The organism is Corynebacterium kroppenstedtii DSM 44385 (assembly GCF_000023145.1).
In the GTDB taxonomy this organism is placed as follows: Bacteria; Actinomycetota; Actinomycetes; order Mycobacteriales; family Mycobacteriaceae; genus Corynebacterium; species Corynebacterium kroppenstedtii.
In genome coordinates, this window is record NC_012704.1 from 1,176,180 (window position 1) to 1,195,070 (window position 18,891).

The following is an 18,891-nucleotide window of genomic DNA, read 5'->3' on the forward strand; positions in this document are numbered from 1 at the left end:
AGCTCATGCATGAAGATCCTGGATTGCTGCCACCATCAGCGATGTGTTTGGCCTGCGATCATCTTGGTCAGCACCGTCCTGGCCTCGCTGCGGGTTTCCTTGTCCATCGCTCTGGTGCCCCGTCGGAGCCGTCTCAGAGATGCCATGGATGGATTCGATCGCCTGGACTGCTGCGACCGCTGCCTGGACCGTCGTAATGCAGGGGATCTCAGCGTTCAAAGCTGCCGCACGGATCTCGTAACCATCGTGACGAGCGCCAGAACTTCCAGCTGGTGTATTGATGATGAGATCAACCTGTTCGTCCAAAATAAGGTCGACGATGGACCGGCGGCCGTCCTTATCCCGATGAACGGTCCCCACCTCAACGTGATCGACGCTGGGGTTATCTTCATGGACTTGCGATTGCTTCGCGACGACTTCGCACGGGATTCCATTGCGCCGGAGCATCCCCGCGGTGCCTTCCGTCGCCAGCAGAGAAAATCCCAGCGTGGCTAAACGTTGGATCGGGAACACCATGGTCCGTTTGTCGTGGTTGGCGACCGACACAAACACCGTCCCCGATACGGGGAGGCGTCCATAAGCCCCAGCCTGTGACTTGGCATAGGCCGCACCGAACGCGCGGTCAAGCCCCATGACTTCACCGGTCGACTTCATCTCTGGGGACAGGAGCGAATCCAACAGTGAACCATCCTGCCGACGGAACCTACGGAACGGCAACACCGCTTCCTTGACGGCAATCGGCGCGTCGAGAGGGAGCGAACCGCCGTCGTGGTCGGTGGGGATCATTCCTTCCATGCGCAGCTCCTGGAGCGTGGCGCCGACGGATATGCGAGCGGCGGCTTTCGCCAACGGAACACCCGTCGCTTTGGACACGAAAGGCACTGTTCGCGAGGCTCGCGGATTCGCTTCGATGACGTAGAGAGTGTCATCTTTCAGGGCGAACTGGACGTTCATGAGTCCACGTACACCGATTTCACGAGCCAGCGACGCCGTGGACCGTCGAACAGTGTCGATATCCTCTGTGCCCAAAGTCATGGGAGGAATAGCGCAGGCGGAGTCGCCTGAGTGAATACCGGCTTCCTCAATGTGCTCCATGACGCCAGCGAGATAAACCTCTTCACCATCGCACAAAGCGTCGACATCGATTTCAATGGCATTGTCCAAGAACCGGTCAACGAGGACGGGATGATCGTGGGTGATCTCGGTCGCCCGGGAAATGTAGTCGGCGAGAGAGTCGTCATCATAGACAATTTCCATGCCACGGCCGCCCAACACGTAGGAAGGCCGGACCAGCACTGGATAGCCAATTGACGACGCTACCGCCTGAGCTTCCTCGAGGTTCTTCGCCGTCCCATAGGCCGGTGCCGGGAGTCCAGACCGTTCGAGAACCCCTCCGAACTCACCGCGGTCTTCCGCCAGGTTAATGGCCTCGGGAGTTGTTCCGATCACCGGAACGCCGGCCTCTTTGAGCTGCTCAGCCAGGCCTAGCGGTGTCTGTCCGCCCAACTGGCAGATGACGCCTGCCACATTTCCCGACTCTGATTCGGCGTGGTAGACCTCCATGACATCTTCAAAGGTCAATGGCTCAAAGTAGAGGCGGTCAGCCGTGTCATAGTCGGTAGAGACCGTCTCTGGGTTGCAGTTAACCATGACCGTCTCATAACCGATGCGTGAGAGCTCCAATGCCGCGTGAACACACGAATAGTCGAACTCAATCCCCTGGCCAATACGGTTGGGGCCAGAGCCGAGAATGAGGATCTTTTCTTTCTCTCGCTGCGGAGTCACTTCACTTTCAGCGGCCGGATCAAGTTCATACGCGCTGTAGTGGTAGGGAGTTTTTGCCTCAAACTCCGCCGCACACGTATCCACCGTTTTGAATACCGGGCGGATACCGAGGGACCACCGCAGTGTCCGCACACCATTTTCTCCGGCGAGTTCGGGCCTCACACTGGCAATTTGTGCGTCGGACAGCCCAAGGTACTTCGCTCGACGCAACAGGACTTCGGTGAGCACCGGCGCCGCCTCTAGCTCCTTACGGAAAGCCACCAGTTGCTCGATTTCCGCAATAAACCAGGGGTCAATGCCGGACGCTTCGTGGACCTCATCGACGTTGGCGCCCAGCCGAAGAGCAAGTTCAACGAGGTACAAGCGTCCTTCTTTGGGCACGCGGAGCATATCGACGACAGCCGCTTTGTCCTTAGCCGATTCGCCAGCAAAGTGTTCGTCGGGGTATGTCCAGAAGCCGCTTTCTTTGTTCTCCAGGGAACGGAGAACCTTGTTCAGGCCTGCAATATAATTGCGCCCCAATGCCATTGCTTCGCCCACCGACTTCATGGACGTGGTCAGGGTGTCGTCGGAACCCGGGAATTTTTCGAACGCAAAGCGAGGAGCCTTGACGACGACGTAGTCCAGCGTCGGCTCGAATGCCGCTGGGGTCACACCGGTGATGTCATTGCGGATTTCATCTAAGGTGTATCCAATTGCCAGCTTGGCCGCGATTTTCGCGATGGGGAAACCGGTTGCCTTCGATGCCAATGCTGATGAACGCGACACGCGTGGATTCATCTCGATGGTGACGATGCGACCATTATCAGGGTTCACCGCGAACTGGATATTACAACCGCCTGTATCGACGCCTACCTCGCGCAGAATTGCGATGGCCTGGTCACGCATGACCTGAAATTCACGGTCGGTCAGGGTAAGCGCAGGCGCAACGGTGACGGAGTCACCAGTATGGACGCCCACCGCATCCACGTTTTCGATTGAACAGACGATGACGACGTTATCGTTGCCGTCCCGCATGAGCTCAAGCTCATACTCTTTCCACCCCAGAATGGATTCTTCGATGAGCACATTTGCTTCCGGTGAGGCTGCTAACCCGCCGCCGGCAATGCGGTCGATGTCGTCGTACGTGTAGGCAAGGCCAGATCCCAGGCCCCCCATAGTGAACGAGGGGCGAACAACAACAGGAAGGCCGAGCTCAGCGACGGTTTCGTGAACTTCCTCCATGTTGTGGCACACCCGCGACCGAGCTGACTCGCCACCAATTTTTTCGACGATGTCCTTAAACTTTTGCCGGTCCTCTCCCCTCTCAATAGCCTCAATATCAGCACCAATCAGTTCCACGTGGTGTTTGGCGAGGATCCCCCGACGGTCAAGCTGAATGGCGGCATTGAGAGCTGTCTGTCCACCCAGTGTGGCGAGCACGGCATCTATGGGGTGTCCTTCGGCAGCTTCTTTCTCGAAGATCTTCTCGATGTATTCGGGATCGATCGGTTCAATATAGGTATGGTCCGCGAACTCAGGGTCGGTCATGATGGTCGCCGGATTGGAGTTAATTAAGGTGACGCGGAGTCCTTCTTGTTCGAGGACTCGACATGCCTGAGTTCCGGAGTAGTCAAATTCACATGCTTGGCCGATGACAATAGGGCCAGACCCGATGACCAGCACGTGGTTAAGGTTTGTACGGCGTGGCATTTACTTGGCCTTTCCTTCTTGCATAACGGTCACGAACTGATCGAAAAGCGGATTCGCATCATGGGGACCCGCAGCCGCCTCTGGGTGGTATTGCACAGAGAAGGCCCGCCCATCGTCGAGAGCGACGCCTTCCACCACGTTGTCGTTCGGGCAAATGTGGGTGACGTGGGCCGGTCCGAAGGGGGTGTCGAAGCTGGCTGTCAGCTCTTCGGTACTGAGTGTTTCCGACGCGTCATCAACATGCGGAGGAAGCAAGGCGAATCCGTGGTTTTGGGCGGTGATGGAGACGCGCCCCGTGGCGACGTCGACAACGGGGACGTTAATTCCGCGGTGACCGAATTTGAGTTTGTAGGTACCTAAACCTAATGCTCGGCCAAAGATCTGGTTCCCGAAACAAATTCCGAAGAACGGAATTTTTGCCGAAAGAACCTGGCGGACGATGTCGACCATGGTGTCCGCCGTCGACGGATCCCCCGGACCGTTCGAAATAAACACCCCGTCAGGGTTGTACTTCTGGATGTCGTCGAATGAGGTATTCGCCGGGACAACGACTGTCTTAATGCCGCGTCGCGCGAAATTTCGCGGCGTATTGGTCTTAATTCCCATGTCATAGGCGACAACAGTCAGAGTATCCGACTGCGACGACGTTCCCTCAGGCTCAACGATATAAGGCTCGTCAGTGCTCACTTCTTCGGCAAGATCCTGGCCTGCCATGGACGGAATCTCGTTAACAATGGATAGGAGCTCGTCGACGGGTTTCGCGGCCTCATCCCCAGTAAAGATCCCAGCGTTGACTGATCCCTTGTCGCGCAGATGGCGAACCAATGCACGGGTGTCGACGTTCTTAATGCCGATTATTCCCTGTGACGCCATTTCATCCTGGAGGGAACGCTTGCTCCGCCAGTTAGACGGGCGCGCGGAAAGGTCACGGATAATCAAACCGGATACCCAGATAGTGGATCCACGCGACTCATCGTCTTCGTCATTCCACCCGGTGTTTCCAATTTGTGGTGCGGTCGCGCACACTAACTGACGACGATAGGACGGATCCGTCATCGTCTCCTGGTAGCCGGTCATGCCCGTGGTGAAGACGGCCTCGCCGAGGGCACGGCCTGTGGCCCCGAAGGATATCCCGCGGAAAACGCGTCCATCAGCGAGAACGAGAACGGCGGGAAGACTCCCCGACTGTACGTCGGTATTCGAGGAAGGAGAGTCGGTCGTGTGTAGCGATGTGGGCGATGTACTCACTAGTGAACCTTTCTGTCCAAGGGCTGGGAGGCTTCACCGTCTAGGCAGGTGATGTGCCCACGGAGAATCGTGGTGGTGACTTTGGCGCGGAATTCCATACCCTCGTACGGAGTGTTATCGGCTTTGGAAGCGAGGTCCTTCCCGCTGGCTACCCACCGGTGATCGGGATCAATGGCGGTCAGGTTGGCTGGCTCGCCAACCGCGATAGGACGGCCCTGCTCCGGAAGCCGGACGATCTCCGCTGGGCGTTCGGACATCACCGTGGCGACAAAACGCCAATCTTCCAGTCCCGTTTCGACAAAGAGCTGGGAGATGATGCTCAGTGATGTTTCCAGCCCCAGCATTCCCGGACGGGCATGGTCGAACTCACAGCATTTCTCTTCGGATCCGTGCGGGGCGTGGTCGGTGGCGACACAATCGATGATGCGGTCACGCAGCGCATCACGCAGCGCGAGAACATCCCGCTCTTCGCGAAGGGGCGGGTTAACTTTGTTGACACCGTCATAGGTGCGGAGGCGTTCATCAGTAAGGATAAGGTGATGGGGCGTGACCTCAGCGGTGACAGGAAGTCCCTGTTCTTTGGCCCATTTCACCAAGGAGACCGTGCCTTCGGTGGACGCGTGACAAATATGGACGCGGCCGCCATAGTCCCTGGTCATGATGGAATCGCGAGCGACAATTGATTCTTCGGCAACGCGTGGCCATCCCCGAAGACCGAGCTCGGCAGCGATCGTTCCCTCGTGGGCAACAGCGCCCTGGGTTAACCGTGCGTCCTCACAATGCTGGGCGAGTAAAACGTCGAGCCCCTTGGCATATTCCACAGCTCGACGCATCACCTCGGGATCATTCACGCATGTTCCGTCGTCGGAGAACATCCGAACTTTAGCTTCTGAATCCCGCATCATGCCGAGTTCAGCAAGCTCTTTCCCTTCACGTTGTTTCGTGATGGCTCCGACGGGATGAACATCGCAGAGGCCGATATTTTGGCCCTTGTACCACACCGATTCGACGATGGATGGGTCGTCCATCACCGGTTTGGTATTCGGCATGGTGAAGACCGCGGTGAAACCGCCACGCGCTGCAGCTTGGGAGCCGGTTAACAACGTTTCTGTGTCTTCACGGCCTGGTTCGCGCAAATGGACGTGGATGTCAATGAATCCTGGCAACAACACCTGACCAGACAGGTTCAAGACTCGAGCGCCCTCAGGTGCGTCAATTGTCGGGCCAATTTCCGCGATAACGCCGTCGGTAATCAGAACCGACGTGGGGTCGCCTTCACCATACGGGCGCACTCCTGTGAGAAGGATCGAACCGCGTGCAGGTGGTGCCTGTGTGCCGGTTTCCGGCCACGACTGAGCACTCAATTTATGACTCCTTCGTTGTGTGAGATTGTCCGTGGGTACCGATGATGAGCGAGAACAGAACCGCCATGCGGACGTGGACACCGTTGTTAACCTGTTGCAAAACCGCAGTTCGGGGGGCATCCGCTACGGAATAATTAATCTCCATGCCACGAAGCATGGGCCCCGGGTGCATGATGATGGCCTTATCTTTCATCTTGGCCTCACGCGCAGTGCTCATTCCGTATAACGTGGCGTATTCGCGGTGGCTGGGGAAGAACCCTCCGGCCATGCGTTCGGCTTGAACGCGCAGCATCATGATGGCATCGGCGTCGGCAAGCTCGGAATCCATGTCATAGGAAATCCGGACCGGCCACGTCTCTACCCCATACGGGAGCAGCGTCGGCGGGGCGACATAGACGACTTCCGCCCCCAGTTTTGTCAATAACTCGGCATTAGAGCGCGCGACGCGCGAGTGGAGGATATCCCCCACGATCACGATTTTTCGCCCGTTGATTCCGCCGAGGCGTTGCCGAAGAGTAAGCGCGTCCAACAGTGCCTGTGTCGGGTGTTGATGGGCACCATCACCAGCGTTGATGACGCTGGGTCCGTCCCCGTTGGGAGCCACCCAGTGGGCTAATTGTTGCGCCGCTCCGGAGCTGGGATGGCGAATGATGAGAGCGTCGGCGCCAATCGCTGTGAGAGTTAAACCGGTGTCTTGGAGGGACTCCCCCTTTTTCACGCTTGAGGACGATGCACTGATGTTGATGACGTCGGCGCTCATCCACTTTCCTGCTGTTTCAAAGCTGGATCGTGTGCGGGTGGAGTTTTCGTAGAACACGGTGAAGATTGTGCGGCCTCGGAGGGTGGGCAGCTTCTTGAGTTCGCGTCCTTCGAGGGCTTCCTTAAAGTTCTGCGCTTCGTCTAAGAGGCCAGTGATTTCATCGGCAGAGAGATCCGCCATCGAGAGAAGGTGCTTCATGAGTTGCTCCCTTCATGAGTGGAGCTCTCCCCCGCGGTTTCGTCCGCCGACGACGATGAACCACTATTAGCTGGCCGGCGCAGGACAACACCGTCATGGCCGTCGAGTTCTTCGAGGGAGACGATAACGTCTTCTGAATGGGATGTCGGAATATTTTTCCCGACGTAGTCCGCGCGGATAGGCAGTTCGCGATGGCCTCGGTCCACCACGACAGCAAGCTGGACGATGCTGGCACGACCGATATCACGTAGCGCATCTAGCGCTGATCGCACGCTTCGACCGGAGTACAGAACATCGTCGACAAGGATGACGGTCTTTCCGTCGATTCCGTCGTCGGGAATTGATGTGCGTTGGAGAGCCCGGTGAGGTTTATGACGAAGATCATCGCGGTAGAGGGTGATGTCCAATGCCCCCGTGGCTACTGTGATTCCCGCGAATTCGTGAATGAGGTGAGCTAATCGCTCGGCTAAGGGAACGCCCCCACTGGGAATTCCCAAAAGGACGACGCGCTTGGCGTCGTCGGCATCCAGTGCTGTTTTTTCGATTATCTGGTGCGCGATGCGTGCAACAGTACGGCCGACGTCGTCGGATGAGAGAATTTCTGTCTCTATCGCGTCGGTAGTCGGCGTAGACGTACGTGCTGTATTCATCGTGACCTCCTTCCCTGCCTCTCGGTGCAGTCCGTTAAAGGATGTCACTCCTAATGATGTGAAATTGTTGATACCGCTCAGCACTCTACCACGGCCATGAGACGATTGCAGGCTTTCTCAGCCCTCATTTGTGTGTACCTGTGTGTATCGGTTCACGTGCTTTGACGCATATGAACAGTGTTTCTGGATTACATCGAGTGAAGCCGAGTATCCTCAACACGTTATCTTTTGTCGGTCGACTCTGCTCAGCATTGTCACCTTTTGAAGAGTAAGGATGTCAGGACTATGGCAGAAGGAGAACGTCCCACCAGCGTTCCATCTGTGGAGCCCACACACGAAGCTGAGCTATCTCAATCTTCTCGGTCAGCGAAACAGAGTCCGAAAGAGTTTCGCCCCATCCTCCCACCGTTCAGGTACATGTCGACGAAACAGCTCACGATCACCCGTCGCCTTGCTGTCTCTGTGTGGGTACTTGGACTCATAATGTGGATCACCTTTCGAGGATGGCCTTTTGGCAGGTCAACGCTGTTCATTGTGTTGACTAGCGGGCTTGCTGCATTGTCGATTGGGCGCCGCCACCTCTATCAATTAATCGTTGATTGGAGCCCGTTCTTCCTGTTTCTTGTTGCTTATGACAACACGAGAACATGGTCTTTGCAGCTTGGGCTGCCCGTCCATTGGCACTTAGCCCCGGATATCGATAAGGCGATGTTCGGAGTCGTCCCCACGGTCTGGTTGCAGGAGCAGATTCGCTTCGAGGAACCGCCGTGGTGGGAACTCATTTTGGCCATTGTCTACATTTCTTACTTTGTGACGCCATATATCATGGCCTTCGGCGAATGGCTTCGGTCGCGCGCCGATTTCGCGCGTTTCGCTGCTGGTATGTTGACGGTGTCGTTCATTGGTCTTATCGGCTATGTGTTCGTTCCTGCCGCACCCCCCTGGGCTGCTGGGCGGTGCGCACCCGCGGATGTTGCCGACGGGCCACGTAGCGTCCGTTGCATGTTCGTCGACGATCATGCTGGTGAGGGCTCCATCCTCGGCCCTGTTCACGCGAATCACGATGACACTCACCCGTGGGTTGAGCGCTTGAGTGCTCGCGGGTGGGAGAAGCTTAATCACCTCAGTTTCTCGGCGGCCGTGGCCCATGCTGAAGAAAGCCCGAGCGAGGGTGAGACCAAGACGGTCGCAGCGGATACGTCGGAGGGTGACTCACAGTCCTCGACCTCAGACGAGTCTTCAGGGATTGGTGCGCTGATCGAACGTGGCCAAAAGGAATCGAACCTTGTGGCGGCTATCCCATCCCTACATGCTGCGCTCACCATGTACTTGGCGACGTACATGTTTGCTCGACGGCGTAAAAAACTTGGTGTTGTGTGTCTTATCTACGCCTTCGCGATGGGCTTTACCCTGGTCTTTTTTGCTGAGCATTATGTGTTTGACATTTTGCTGGGTTGGGGCATCGCGATCGTTGTTCCCCTTGTCGGCGTCGCCCTCGAAAAGTGGTGGACCCGAAACAATCTGAGTAGCCGGCTCCCGTGGAAACGTGGCGCATTGAATCCGAACCGCGAACTAGCCGAATCGCTGAGCTAGTGCTCGAAGCTCTATCTAAGCCCCCTCGCGGGGCTTTTTTATTTTGCCCTCGCGTGAGTGCAAACGGAGCCACAGCCGGGGTGTCATCCGCCCCCTCCGACCCGAAGCGTCTGTCACGATCCGCATTTCTCTATCGACCCAGATAGAGCCCCTCCTGCGGCGCGACGCGCTGTGGGGCCGGGATCCACAATGGTGACACCACGTCTACCGCTCCTTTGGCCCCCTTGATGAGCATGGCCCGGAATAGTGGGTAAACGCTGACTGGCTGTGGCTCCGTCGGCATGACTAGGTTATACGAACGGCAGTCGTTTTCTACATCCAGTTTTACAATGTCTTTCAATAGACCTTTCTGTCTGTTATCAGATTAATCTGGCACCGATTGCACACCGATAAGTTATCTCTATTTCAGCCATACTAAAACTCCAGCTCTTAGCTGTTATCAATCTGTAACTCGTTTGTTACATTGCTAATCGTAGAAATGTCCCTCAGGTCCCTTAACTGAAATTATGGCGCGAAAATTACCCCATTTTGGGGTTGGTTAGGGCGGCTGTAGGGCCGGTATCGACCATGCCGCTCACTTGTCGTCGTGACTTAATTACGCCCGACGCATCGTGGTAGCGGAGCACCCCACCATAAGAAAAAGGCATAGAAAAACTCCGCCGGTGAGTACCGACGGAGCTATTCGACTATGACCATTTGAGGCGCAGAGACTTCCCTACCGCGCGCCGAATGTCATGATTCGTCATTCGACTGCGAACGCTGCACTTCTCCAGCGATATCATCCAAAACCGCATTGACATACGCCGGGGCAACATCCGTTGAATACTCGGAAGCCAACTCGATCCCTTCAGAAACCGCGACCTTCGGAGGCACTTCCTCATTGTGAAGCAACTCCCACGTCGACACCCTCATGACAGCTCGGTCAACAGCAGGGATACGGTCCAAACGCCACGTCGAGGACAAGTGAGAGGCAATCGCGGAATCTATGCCATCCAAGTTCTCTGCGACGCCCGACACGATCGTCGCCGTGTAATCGGACACGGGTAAGACACCAGATTCCGAATCCTGAGACAGTTCTCGTCGCTGCTCGACGACATACACAGGATCTTGATCTCTAAATTCCGCCTCGAACAAAATATCGACGGCGCGACGTCGGGCTTTATACCTTGACCCATGCCGCTTGAATCCACTACGAGTGGACTTTGTTCGCTTCTCGGCGGAAGGCTGGCCACCCTGCTGGGGATGGTCACCCGTCTCATTCTGTATGGGCGTGCCCGCAGATGAGGACGCTCCAACGTTGTCGTCTGCCACGTCCATGTTCCTTAGTTATTCACGCGTGAAAGGTAGGAGCCATCACGCGTATCGATTTTCAGGACATTGCCGGTCTCAATGAAGAGAGGAACCTGCACCTCTGCTCCAGTCTCAAGGGTTGCTGGCTTCGTGCCACCTGTCGAACGGTCACCCTGCAAACCGGGATCGGTGTGCTTGACCTTCAGTTCAACGGAGACCGGCAACTCGACGAACAGCGGTTGATCCTCATAGAAAGAGACCTGGACAGGCATGTTTTCCAACAAGAACCGAGCACCGTCACCCATCAGCTCCGGCGAAAGAGGAATCTGCTCGTAGTTCTTATCGTCCATGACCACGTAATCAGTGCCATCGTTGTAGAGGTACGTCATATCACGGCGGTCTACCGTCGCGGTCTCAACTTTGACACCAGCATTGAAAGTCTTATCGACGACTTTCCCGGATACAACGTCCTTGAGCTTGGTACGGACGAACGCTGGCCCTTTACCCGGCTTGACGTGCTGAAACTCCACAATCTGCTGAAGTTTGTTGTCAAGTTTCAGAACTAGCCCATTTTTGAAATCGGCAGTAGTTGCCACTGAAAACTCCTCATCCTTCAGGACACACCATGATCCTGAGATATCGATTTCACATAACCTTGGCACTTCGTGAGTGGATATCGACAATCCGCGGTGGCTTAAGCCGATTCCACTACCGTGACGAAGACCTCGTACAGGGTCTACCCTACTAGACGACCGTCAGCGCCGGACTGCTGGTATTGAGTGGGCGCGAACCGTCCTCTGTCACGACCAACGTGTTTTCGATTCGCGCTCCCGAGAGACCGGGCACGTAAATCCCGGGTTCGATGGTCAGAGTTTGACCGACGTCGATGGTCTTTGATTTATCGGTACGTGACGCAGAGTATGGCCTCTCATGGACGTCGAGCCCCACTCCATGACCAGTCGAGTGAACGAAGTATTCGCCATAGCCTGCGTCGTCGATAATGTCTCGGCACACCTTATCGATAGCGAATAGCCCTGCGCCTGGCCGTAATGCCTCGCAACCGGCAAGGAAAGCACGGTAGACAGTGTCCGCAATCTCGCGCTGCTTCTCCGGGGGCTCCCCGACCGACACCAATCGAGTTTGATCCGAAGCATACCCGTTGAGGTACACACCAAAGTCAATGGTGATGAGGCCCTTCGGGATCGGATCAGTACTTGCGCTGTGGTGCGGTTTTGCACCATTAACTCCCGACGCCACAATCGTCTCGAAGGAGATTCCGTCTGCGCCGAATTTCCTCATGCGGTACTCGAGTTCGGCAGCCACGATGTTTTCGGGAACACCCTCGCGGATGACTTCATCCTCAAGGAGCGACAACCAGGCCTTATCGGCCACGGCAGCTGCAGCGTCAAGAGCGGCAATTTCGGATTCGTCTTTGGTCATTCTCAGATCCTCAATGAGGTCTTGAGTGACCGTGTACTCGCCTAAACGCTGTGCTTCACCAAGGCTGAGACTGGTTTCAACGCCGATTTTCCCATCGAATGTTTTCCGAACAGCAGGAACTGTGTGCCGTTCGATGAGAACTTCAATGCCGGGGGCTTCGTCGGCAACCTGGGTGGTGTATCGACCATCGGTACCGAGGAGTTCCTTGCCATCAGCGGTCAGCAGGAGTGCTGCGTTTGATCCACTAAACCCCGTCAGATAACGAACATTTTTTAAATTGGTAACTAAAAGAGCAGGTACATCGGCCTTATTAAGCAACTCTCGCGCCGCATCTCGACGATGAGCATAAAGTTTTTCACGATCCATCAATTAATTCCTCTTGAGTAGTGAAGTATTAACAGAGTTTTATTTTTCACCGCGCGCAAGGAAATCCAGAGCGTAGGTGTAGCCCTCAACTCCCAAACCCACAATAACCCCGCGGGCAATCGGGCTCAGATAGGAATGCCGTCGGAAATCCTCACGAGAATGCACATTTGAAATGTGGACTTCTATAAAGCCTGCACCGTCAGCGATCTCAGCCAACGCATCGCGGAGGGCCACCGATGTGTGCGTCCATCCTCCCGGATTAATAATGACAGCTTCGCCCTCATCGGCGGCATGATGAATACGATCGATCATGTCGCCCTCATGGTTCGATTGATAAAAGCTCACGCTAATACCGAGGGATTCAGCGCGTTCGCGGAGCATGGTTTGGACGTCCTCGAGCGTCGTGGATCCGTAAATATCCGGTTCCCGTTTGCCCAGACGATCCAGGTTGGGACCATTGGCAACTAATACTCGCAAAGCTGTCTTGTTATCAGTAGTCACTACGACTCCCCTCTGTTATTCATGCGAATAAAGGCAGTCTGAAGGTCCTCATAATTAGGCCCAGCTAGCCGAATAGGGCATGGGACCTGGCTGGAATTATCCCCAGCTGACAACCCACTACCCGTATCAGGATCGTGGGAATCCGAATCATGGGAAGAAAGGATCACGAATCGGATCTTCCCGTCCCTGTTCTTCTTATCCATCTTCATCGCATCGATGAGATCATCGAGCGCAGCAGCATCATAATGCGTAGGCAAACCCAATGATTGAAGAATCGTTCGATGCTGCTGCACGACCGCGTCACTGAGATGCCCCGTCACGCAGGCAAGTTCTGCCTCAAAACACATTCCCACCGCAACCGCATGACCATGAGGCCACATGTAGTGCTCGACCTTCTCAATAGCGTGGCCAAAAGTGTGCCCATAATTGAGAATCTCACGCAAGCTTGATTCTTTAAGATCTTGCGAAACCATCGACGCTTTAACAGCGATGCTTCTGCGAATTAACTCGGGTAAATCGCCGGTCACATCGAGACACCGATCGGGATCACGCTCATAGAGTTTGGTGATCTCCGGATCCGCAATAAATCCGGTTTTCACGATTTCTGCGCTACCTGCGACGATCGCCTCACGAGGAAGATCGTTAATAAAGTCGAGATCAACAAATACAGCCGATGGCTCATGGAAAGCACCCACCAAGTTTTTGCCAGCTGGTGTATTAATACCTGTTTTCCCGCCGACGGCCGCGTCGACCATTCCCAACACCGTGGTCGGCACTTGAATGACATCGATGCCGCGCATCCATGTCGCCGCCACGAATCCGCCGACATCAGTTGCCGCGCCGCCGCCGACGCTGATAATCGCGTCGCGTCGGCCCACGCCATGTTTGGCGCACTCGTCCCAACACCGAGTGACGACGTCGAAGGTTTTCCCTTGTTCAGCGTCGTCAATTTCTACGAGGAAGGAGGATATATCGCGTGCCGCCAATGTATCGGCTATGCGGTGGGCTGCGACGGCAACTGTGGGCTGGTGGATAATTCCGACTTTTGAGTAGGAATCAGCTGCAGCTTCGATTGAGCCTACGAGGTCGTGGCCTATCACGACGTCATACGGTTTATTGCCGTTCACCGGGATTGTCCACGGCCCTGTACCGCTCGCCGTGTTGGTCGACTCGCGACTAGGTGTACTCATAGAAATTCCTCTACTGCAACAGCGGATTCATCAGCGGTGTCGGGGATCATCGACCCCCGGGACTCACTCGTTTCAAGATAATTCAGAATGGTGGCGACGACTTTCTGGGGGCCACGGCGATCACTCCGAATGCGAAGAGTCGCGACCTCCTCGTACAGGGGACGACGTTGCTCATCCAAATCGCGATAGCGCTGCTCTGGATCCTCTGACTGCAGCACCGGCCGGGTGAGGGAACCACGGGTGCGTCGATAACCTTCTTCCGCGGATACATCTAGGAATACGACTTCATGGCCGACGAGGCGTCGACGAGTCACCGACGAAACAATTGCCCCACCACCGAGTGCAACAATGCCTCCGGTAGTCAAGGCGTCGGCAATGACGTCCTCCTCGACTAACCTGAATTGCTCTTCACCCAAATGGTCATAAATACGGCCACACGTCATTCCGCCCCACCGTTGTTCAATGAGTTCATCAGAGTCAACGAGGTCGAGGCCGAGAGCACGGCTAAGCCGACGTCCGATAGTGGACTTCCCGGCACCAGGCAGACCAATCAATACAACCCGTGGTTTCATTCACTCTCCTACCTCAGAGTCAAAGCTCAAGCGTTGACTCACCTGATGAAGATAGCTTTGAACATTGTTCTTGGTTTCCGCAAGGCTGTCACCACCGAATTTATCTAAAGCGGCCTGTGCCAACACAAGGGCTACCATCGCTTCCGCGACGACGCCGGCGGCGGGAACAGCACACACGTCGGAACGCTGGTGGATGGCAGATGCCGCATCGCCAGTCTCCATATCAATGGTGGATAGTGCTCGCGGAACTGTGGATATTGGTTTCATCGCGGCGCGCACTCGGAGCGTTTCGCCATTAGTCATTCCGCCCTCGAGGCCACCGGCACGGTTCGTCAGCCTTGTGACGTGTCCGTCGTTGCGAACCATTTCATCGTGAGCTTCCGATCCACGCCGACGTGCTTCGGCGAATCCATCGCCTATCTCGACTCCCTTAATCGCCTGGATACTCATCAATGCGCCAGCTAAACGGGCATCCAAACGAGTCTCCGCCGACACATGCGATCCCAATCCGGTAGGAAGGCCGTCGACAATAACCTCAACGACGCCGCCCAAAGTATCCCCGGCTTTTTTGGCCGCCTTGATTTCATTAATCATGGATTCTTCGGCCCGCGGGCTAAAAGCACGTACAGGCGATTCGTCGATGCGTGTGAGATAGCTAAAGTGCGGCTGGGCTGTGTCGTCGACCTCCGACGCGCCAATACTGACGACGTGGCTAAAGACTTCAACGCCGAATACTTCACGGAGGAAAGAACGAGCAACGGTGGCGATGGCTACCCGGGCAGCAGTTTCCCGCGCAGAGGCGCGCTCCAAAATGTTCCTCGCGTCATGGGCCCCGTACTTCACCATGCCAGCGAAGTCCGCGTGACCAGGACGTGGCCGAGTGAGTTGCGCTCCCCGGCCGGAGTTCATAGCTGCCTGGACATCTGGATCGTTACGGTCAATCGGATCTTGCGCCATGACGGTGGTCCACTTGGGCCATTCCGTATTGCCAATCACGATGGTGATGGGACTACCCAATGTGCGGCCGTGACGGACACCAGTGAGAAGTGTGACTTCATCTTGTTCAAATTTCATCCGTGCACCACGGCCGTACCCCAGACGACGTCGTGCTAGATGATAAGCCACGTCCTGTGTTGAGAGTGGGACGCCAGCAACCATGTTTTCCATTGTGGAGACAATCGCTTCACCATGCGATTCTCCGGCGGTGCTCCAACGCAACATACAGTCATTCTTCCACGTAGTAGCCATGTAAAGCTATCAGAATTCTAAATCTACAAGCTTGGGTTGTCAGAGGGACGATAACGGGTGCATCGTTCCTCGCGGGACTGACCCCGTCTGTCCGTATTGATCGTGACCGTTTTACATCATGCCTGCCATAGTGGCGACGACTACCCCACCCATCATCGCTGGAATGTGGGCTATTTCTGGTGGCCCATGGCGGTACACGATGTACAGGCTGCATAGGACCGAAATGATGTTGGCGCAACCTATGGCCACAATGACCAGCAATGCTCCCCCTTGCGTGAGCCATGCTCCGCATGCTGCAGCAACTAAAATGTCTGCGCCACCAATTCCCGGCCGTCGAGAACCAAGGAATGCCCCCACTAAGGCAACAGAGGCGTAAAAACCTGACCAGATGGCGGAACAGCACAGTACATCTGTCCACTCGTGAAAAAGCCAGGATTCTCCGGCGATGACCATCGCCGAACCGATCAGAGTTAGGCGCCACGGGATGAGGCGATATCGGCAATCAAGCCATACGATCCCGAGCGCCCAGAGAATGCTCGCCACAATGAAAGCTGTGACCGCAATGTGATGGGTCGAGAGGGCCAGGCCTAGTAAGAGCGGATGCTCACTCTGTTGCATGGTCGCGATTTCATCACGATCAGGGAGGGCAGAGTGATTCTATTCGCGCTCACGGACACCGAAGCTGTGGATAAAACGAGCCTGTGGATAACTTCCGGCGCTATCTCACCGGAATATCTTTAGCTCGCACTCCCCGGAACGTCGAGAACCCCGACGGGAACCCCAGAGGCTTTTTTCAAAGCCTGTCGCATCGCCGCTTGAGGAGCTTGATGCCCGGTGAACTGCTCAAATTGGCTGAGCGATTGGTAAAAAAGCATCGTCGTTCCGCCGACGCACGGCGTTCGTACCGCGAGGCAGTGCGATATCAGTGGCGTCGGCCATGGACTGTAGATCACGTCGCATACCGCCGAAGACCTCGACAACAGGTCTGCGTAGGGTTCGGCTGCCACCGCCGGGACTGTTGACACCAGGACGTCGGCATGAGCACATGCCTTCTCTGAGCGCTCGAACAGTGTCCATGAAAAGTCGACACCCAGTTCTTCCGCTAGCGGACGAAGCTGTTCCGCGCGCGATGATCGAGCTACCACAGTGACGTTGCGGCATCCCAACTGAGCAAGAGCCCACAAAGCAGGCCGGGCGGTGCCACCGTTACCCACGATGACAGCGTTCGTGACCATGGTCGCGTCGTCGGAGTCGTTCCCGGAAGAAGAGGTCTCGGCTGTGAGAAGCTCCCGAAGGGCTCCTACTACGCCCTCACCATCGGTGTTATCTGCACGCCACTGAGTCGATCCAGAAACACTACCTCTTGACGGCTCTTCAGCGCCTGCTAAGGGCTTTTTCACCAGCGTATTGGCAGATCCGATGAGCTTTGCGCGTTCAGTGACTTCGTCCGCAAAATCCAGGGCCTCAAATTTGCCCGGCATGGTGACTGAGAAGCCCTCATACTCGGGGCCTAAAGAATTAATCGTTTTTTCAAGTTCGCCCTGGGGACAACGGATACGTTCGTACGACCAATTCTCGAGGCCAGCCGCCCGAAAGCCATTGTCATGGAGCACGGGCGAAAGGGAATGCTGGATAGGATCTCCCAGCACTGCGGCGTAATGCCGATTGAGCCCTTCTCGACTGTCGCTTCCTTGCCGTTCTTCGGAACTAACGGGCACTGTCAAGAACTCCACTTTCTTGGGCTTTTTTAATCGCTGCCTCGTGGTCAGCGAAATCGTGGCTGAACACGGTCGTGCCGTTCTTGTCGATCGTCACGAAGTACAGCCAGTCACCGTCGGCAGGTTTTTCCATCGCGTGCACCGCAGATAGCGATGGCGATGCGATGGGGGACGCAGGCAATCCTTCCATTGCGTACGTGTTCCACGGAGTCTTTTTCTCACGGTCCTCGTTCGTCGTCGCGACCTCTTGCTCGTCCAACCCGTAGTTAACCGTCGAGTCGAACTCGAGTTTCATCGGTTTATCGAGGCGATTCTTAATGACTCGCGCAACCTTCGCAAAATCCTGCTGGGGTGCTTCACGCTCGACGAGTGACGCAGCCGTCAGTAGTTGATATTCCGACAGCCCCACGGTTTGCGCTGCTGACGATAATCCGGTGCCTTCGTATGCCTTGGCACCTTCGCTGACCAGTGTTTTGAGAATATCTGTGGGCGATGCAGTGGGGTCAAAAATGTGGACACCGGGGTTGATAAGCCCCTCCAACCGTTTGGAATCGTTTCCACGCGCCGACACTGCTTTGGACGCCCATGATGGAACACCCAATTCCTCTAAACTGCTATTCGCCGCGGCTTTTTCAAGATCACTAGTAGAAACACAGTCACTATCTTTAGAAACGCACGCTTGTTTAGCGACTAAAGAAAATATGCCTGCCCGCGTCTGTCCGCCGACAACATGGACATCATGCAAAGTAGCCCCGGTCGAAATGTCGACGACCCCTCGTCGAGCTTCGTCGGACATCAGCGCGTCGATAGCAGCTTGGGAGGACATTTTTTGATGCAGGACATAATAGCCTTGCTGCAGGTTAACAGCATTCCCCTTGCTCTTCGCCGCATTCATCAACGAACGACGCGACGACACGATTTTCTTGTCCACCAACGTCGAGGACAGCGAGGAAATCGTGTCCCCTTCGTCCACTCTGACCAGGGCCGACGTCGAGTTTCCGTTCCCCGAAAAATCGTCCTTGTCCCCTGCTACGTTGTGGTACACGACGTAAGTAATCACGCCGGCCAACAACACAGCTAACGCCACCGTCACGGCTATGGCGTTTTGTTTATGCCCAGCAAGATGACGGCGACGACGTGTTCGGCTCGATGGCACAAATTCTCCTAGCTCCGGGGACAGGGAAAATAGATACAGGACAAATAGGTAACTGTAGCCATTCCACTAAATCAGAGAGCGTGGACGTATTCAACTACCACAAATGCTCTCTGACTGTCG

General features: G+C 55.7%; 16 protein-coding genes and 1 pseudogene. 1 reads left to right on the plus strand and 16 read right to left on the minus strand.

Features of this window, described 5'->3' with window-relative positions:
* Nucleotides 1-3: 3 nt before the first annotated feature.
* Genes carB through pyrR form a run of 5 tightly spaced genes read right to left on the minus strand, consistent with a single transcriptional unit; the run spans nucleotide 4 to nucleotide 7,697 of the window.
* Entirely contained in the window at nucleotides 4-3,477 is a 3,474-nt protein-coding gene (carB, locus tag CKROP_RS04880; protein ID WP_012731630.1) for a carbamoyl-phosphate synthase large subunit, read from the minus strand.
* Nucleotides 3,478-4,725 (minus strand): glutamine-hydrolyzing carbamoyl-phosphate synthase small subunit, encoded by a 1,248-nt coding sequence (gene carA, locus CKROP_RS04885; protein WP_012731631.1) that lies wholly within the window; start codon nucleotides 4,723-4,725, stop codon nucleotides 3,478-3,480.
* The gene (locus CKROP_RS04890) at nucleotides 4,725-6,089 is read right to left on the minus strand and encodes a dihydroorotase (RefSeq protein ID WP_012731632.1); all 1,365 of its coding nucleotides are present in this window, start codon (nucleotides 6,087-6,089) and stop codon (nucleotides 4,725-4,727) included. The genes carA and CKROP_RS04890 overlap by 1 nt, the downstream gene beginning before the upstream one ends.
* Before the next feature lies 1 nt (nucleotide 6,090).
* Nucleotides 6,091-7,047 carry an aspartate carbamoyltransferase catalytic subunit gene (locus tag CKROP_RS04895; protein ID WP_012731633.1) on the minus strand — a complete coding sequence of 319 codons (957 nt, stop codon included), beginning with the start codon at nucleotides 7,045-7,047 and terminating at the stop codon, nucleotides 6,091-6,093.
* Entirely contained in the window at nucleotides 7,044-7,697 is a 654-nt protein-coding gene (gene pyrR, locus CKROP_RS04900) for a bifunctional pyr operon transcriptional regulator/uracil phosphoribosyltransferase PyrR (protein WP_012731634.1), read from the minus strand. The genes CKROP_RS04895 and pyrR overlap by 4 nt, the downstream gene beginning before the upstream one ends.
* 417 nt (nucleotides 7,698-8,114) lie before the next feature.
* Here pyrR and CKROP_RS11690 point away from each other — a divergent pair, with 417 nt between their 5' ends.
* Nucleotides 8,115-9,290 (plus strand): phosphatase PAP2 family protein, encoded by a 1,176-nt coding sequence (locus CKROP_RS11690; protein ID WP_237698446.1) that lies wholly within the window; start codon nucleotides 8,115-8,117, stop codon nucleotides 9,288-9,290.
* Between the two features lie 518 nt (nucleotides 9,291-9,808).
* On the opposite strand, the gene CKROP_RS11805 is transcribed toward CKROP_RS11690, so the two are convergent.
* The 11 genes and pseudogenes from CKROP_RS11805 to mltG form a co-directional block, all read right to left on the minus strand.
* On the minus strand, nucleotides 9,809-9,937 hold the full coding sequence (locus CKROP_RS11805) for a hypothetical protein (protein ID WP_272867020.1): 129 nt from the start codon (nucleotides 9,935-9,937) through the stop codon (nucleotides 9,809-9,811).
* Nucleotides 9,938-10,049: 112 nt separating this feature from the next.
* A pseudogene (gene nusB, locus CKROP_RS04910) lies at nucleotides 10,050-10,556 on the minus strand (transcription antitermination factor NusB); the annotation flags it as partial.
* A gap of 56 nt (nucleotides 10,557-10,612) precedes the next feature.
* On the minus strand, nucleotides 10,613-11,176 hold the full coding sequence (efp, locus tag CKROP_RS04915; RefSeq protein ID WP_012731637.1) for an elongation factor P: 564 nt from the start codon (nucleotides 11,174-11,176) through the stop codon (nucleotides 10,613-10,615).
* Between the two features lie 148 nt (nucleotides 11,177-11,324).
* A complete protein-coding gene (locus CKROP_RS04920) occupies nucleotides 11,325-12,386 on the minus strand; it encodes a M24 family metallopeptidase (RefSeq protein ID WP_012731638.1) in 1,062 nt (353 codons plus the stop codon).
* Between the two features lie 39 nt (nucleotides 12,387-12,425).
* Nucleotides 12,426-12,863: a type II 3-dehydroquinate dehydratase gene (aroQ, locus tag CKROP_RS04925; protein WP_041629317.1), complete on the minus strand. Its 438-nt coding sequence runs from the start codon at nucleotides 12,861-12,863 to the stop codon at nucleotides 12,426-12,428.
* A gap of 23 nt (nucleotides 12,864-12,886) precedes the next feature.
* Nucleotides 12,887-14,077, minus strand: coding sequence for a 3-dehydroquinate synthase (gene aroB, locus CKROP_RS04930; RefSeq protein ID WP_012731640.1), 1,191 nt, complete (start codon nucleotides 14,075-14,077; stop codon nucleotides 12,887-12,889).
* Nucleotides 14,074-14,649 carry a shikimate kinase gene (locus CKROP_RS04935; protein WP_012731641.1) on the minus strand — a complete coding sequence of 192 codons (576 nt, stop codon included), beginning with the start codon at nucleotides 14,647-14,649 and terminating at the stop codon, nucleotides 14,074-14,076. Before CKROP_RS04935 ends, aroB begins: the two co-directional genes overlap by 4 nt.
* Nucleotides 14,650-15,870 carry a chorismate synthase gene (gene aroC / locus CKROP_RS04940; protein WP_041628827.1) on the minus strand — a complete coding sequence of 407 codons (1,221 nt, stop codon included), beginning with the start codon at nucleotides 15,868-15,870 and terminating at the stop codon, nucleotides 14,650-14,652.
* 138 nt (nucleotides 15,871-16,008) lie between these two features.
* The gene (locus tag CKROP_RS04945; protein WP_012731643.1) at nucleotides 16,009-16,515 is read right to left on the minus strand and encodes a prepilin peptidase; all 507 of its coding nucleotides are present in this window, start codon (nucleotides 16,513-16,515) and stop codon (nucleotides 16,009-16,011) included.
* A 119-nt stretch (nucleotides 16,516-16,634) separates the two neighbouring features.
* Complete coding sequence (locus tag CKROP_RS04950; RefSeq protein WP_012731644.1) at nucleotides 16,635-17,615, minus strand: shikimate dehydrogenase; 981 nt, start codon at nucleotides 17,613-17,615, stop codon at nucleotides 16,635-16,637.
* Nucleotides 17,605-18,771 (minus strand): endolytic transglycosylase MltG, encoded by a 1,167-nt coding sequence (gene mltG / locus CKROP_RS04955; RefSeq protein ID WP_012731645.1) that lies wholly within the window; start codon nucleotides 18,769-18,771, stop codon nucleotides 17,605-17,607. Before mltG ends, CKROP_RS04950 begins: the two co-directional genes overlap by 11 nt.
* Between the last annotated feature and the right edge of the window lie 120 nt (nucleotides 18,772-18,891).

Coding starts and splice junctions, on each gene's coding strand:
- carB (WP_012731630.1), bottom strand. CDS start 3,477: ATGCCACGCCGTACAAACCTTAACCACGTGCTGGTCATCGGGTCTGGC.
- CKROP_RS04895 (WP_012731633.1), bottom strand. CDS start 7,047: ATGAAGCACCTTCTCTCGATGGCGGATCTCTCTGCCGATGAAATCACT.
- pyrR (WP_012731634.1), bottom strand. CDS start 7,697: ATGAATACAGCACGTACGTCTACGCCGACTACCGACGCGATAGAGACA.
- CKROP_RS11690 (WP_237698446.1), top strand. CDS start 8,115: ATGTCGACGAAACAGCTCACGATCACCCGTCGCCTTGCTGTCTCTGTG.
- CKROP_RS11805 (WP_272867020.1), bottom strand. CDS start 9,937: ATGCCTTTTTCTTATGGTGGGGTGCTCCGCTACCACGATGCGTCGGGC.
- CKROP_RS04920 (WP_012731638.1), bottom strand. CDS start 12,386: ATGGATCGTGAAAAACTTTATGCTCATCGTCGAGATGCGGCGCGAGAG.
- aroB (WP_012731640.1), bottom strand. CDS start 14,077: ATGAGTACACCTAGTCGCGAGTCGACCAACACGGCGAGCGGTACAGGG.
- CKROP_RS04935 (WP_012731641.1), bottom strand. CDS start 14,649: ATGAAACCACGGGTTGTATTGATTGGTCTGCCTGGTGCCGGGAAGTCC.
- aroC (WP_041628827.1), bottom strand. CDS start 15,870: ATGTTGCGTTGGAGCACCGCCGGAGAATCGCATGGTGAAGCGATTGTC.
- CKROP_RS04945 (WP_012731643.1), bottom strand. CDS start 16,515: ATGCAACAGAGTGAGCATCCGCTCTTACTAGGCCTGGCCCTCTCGACC.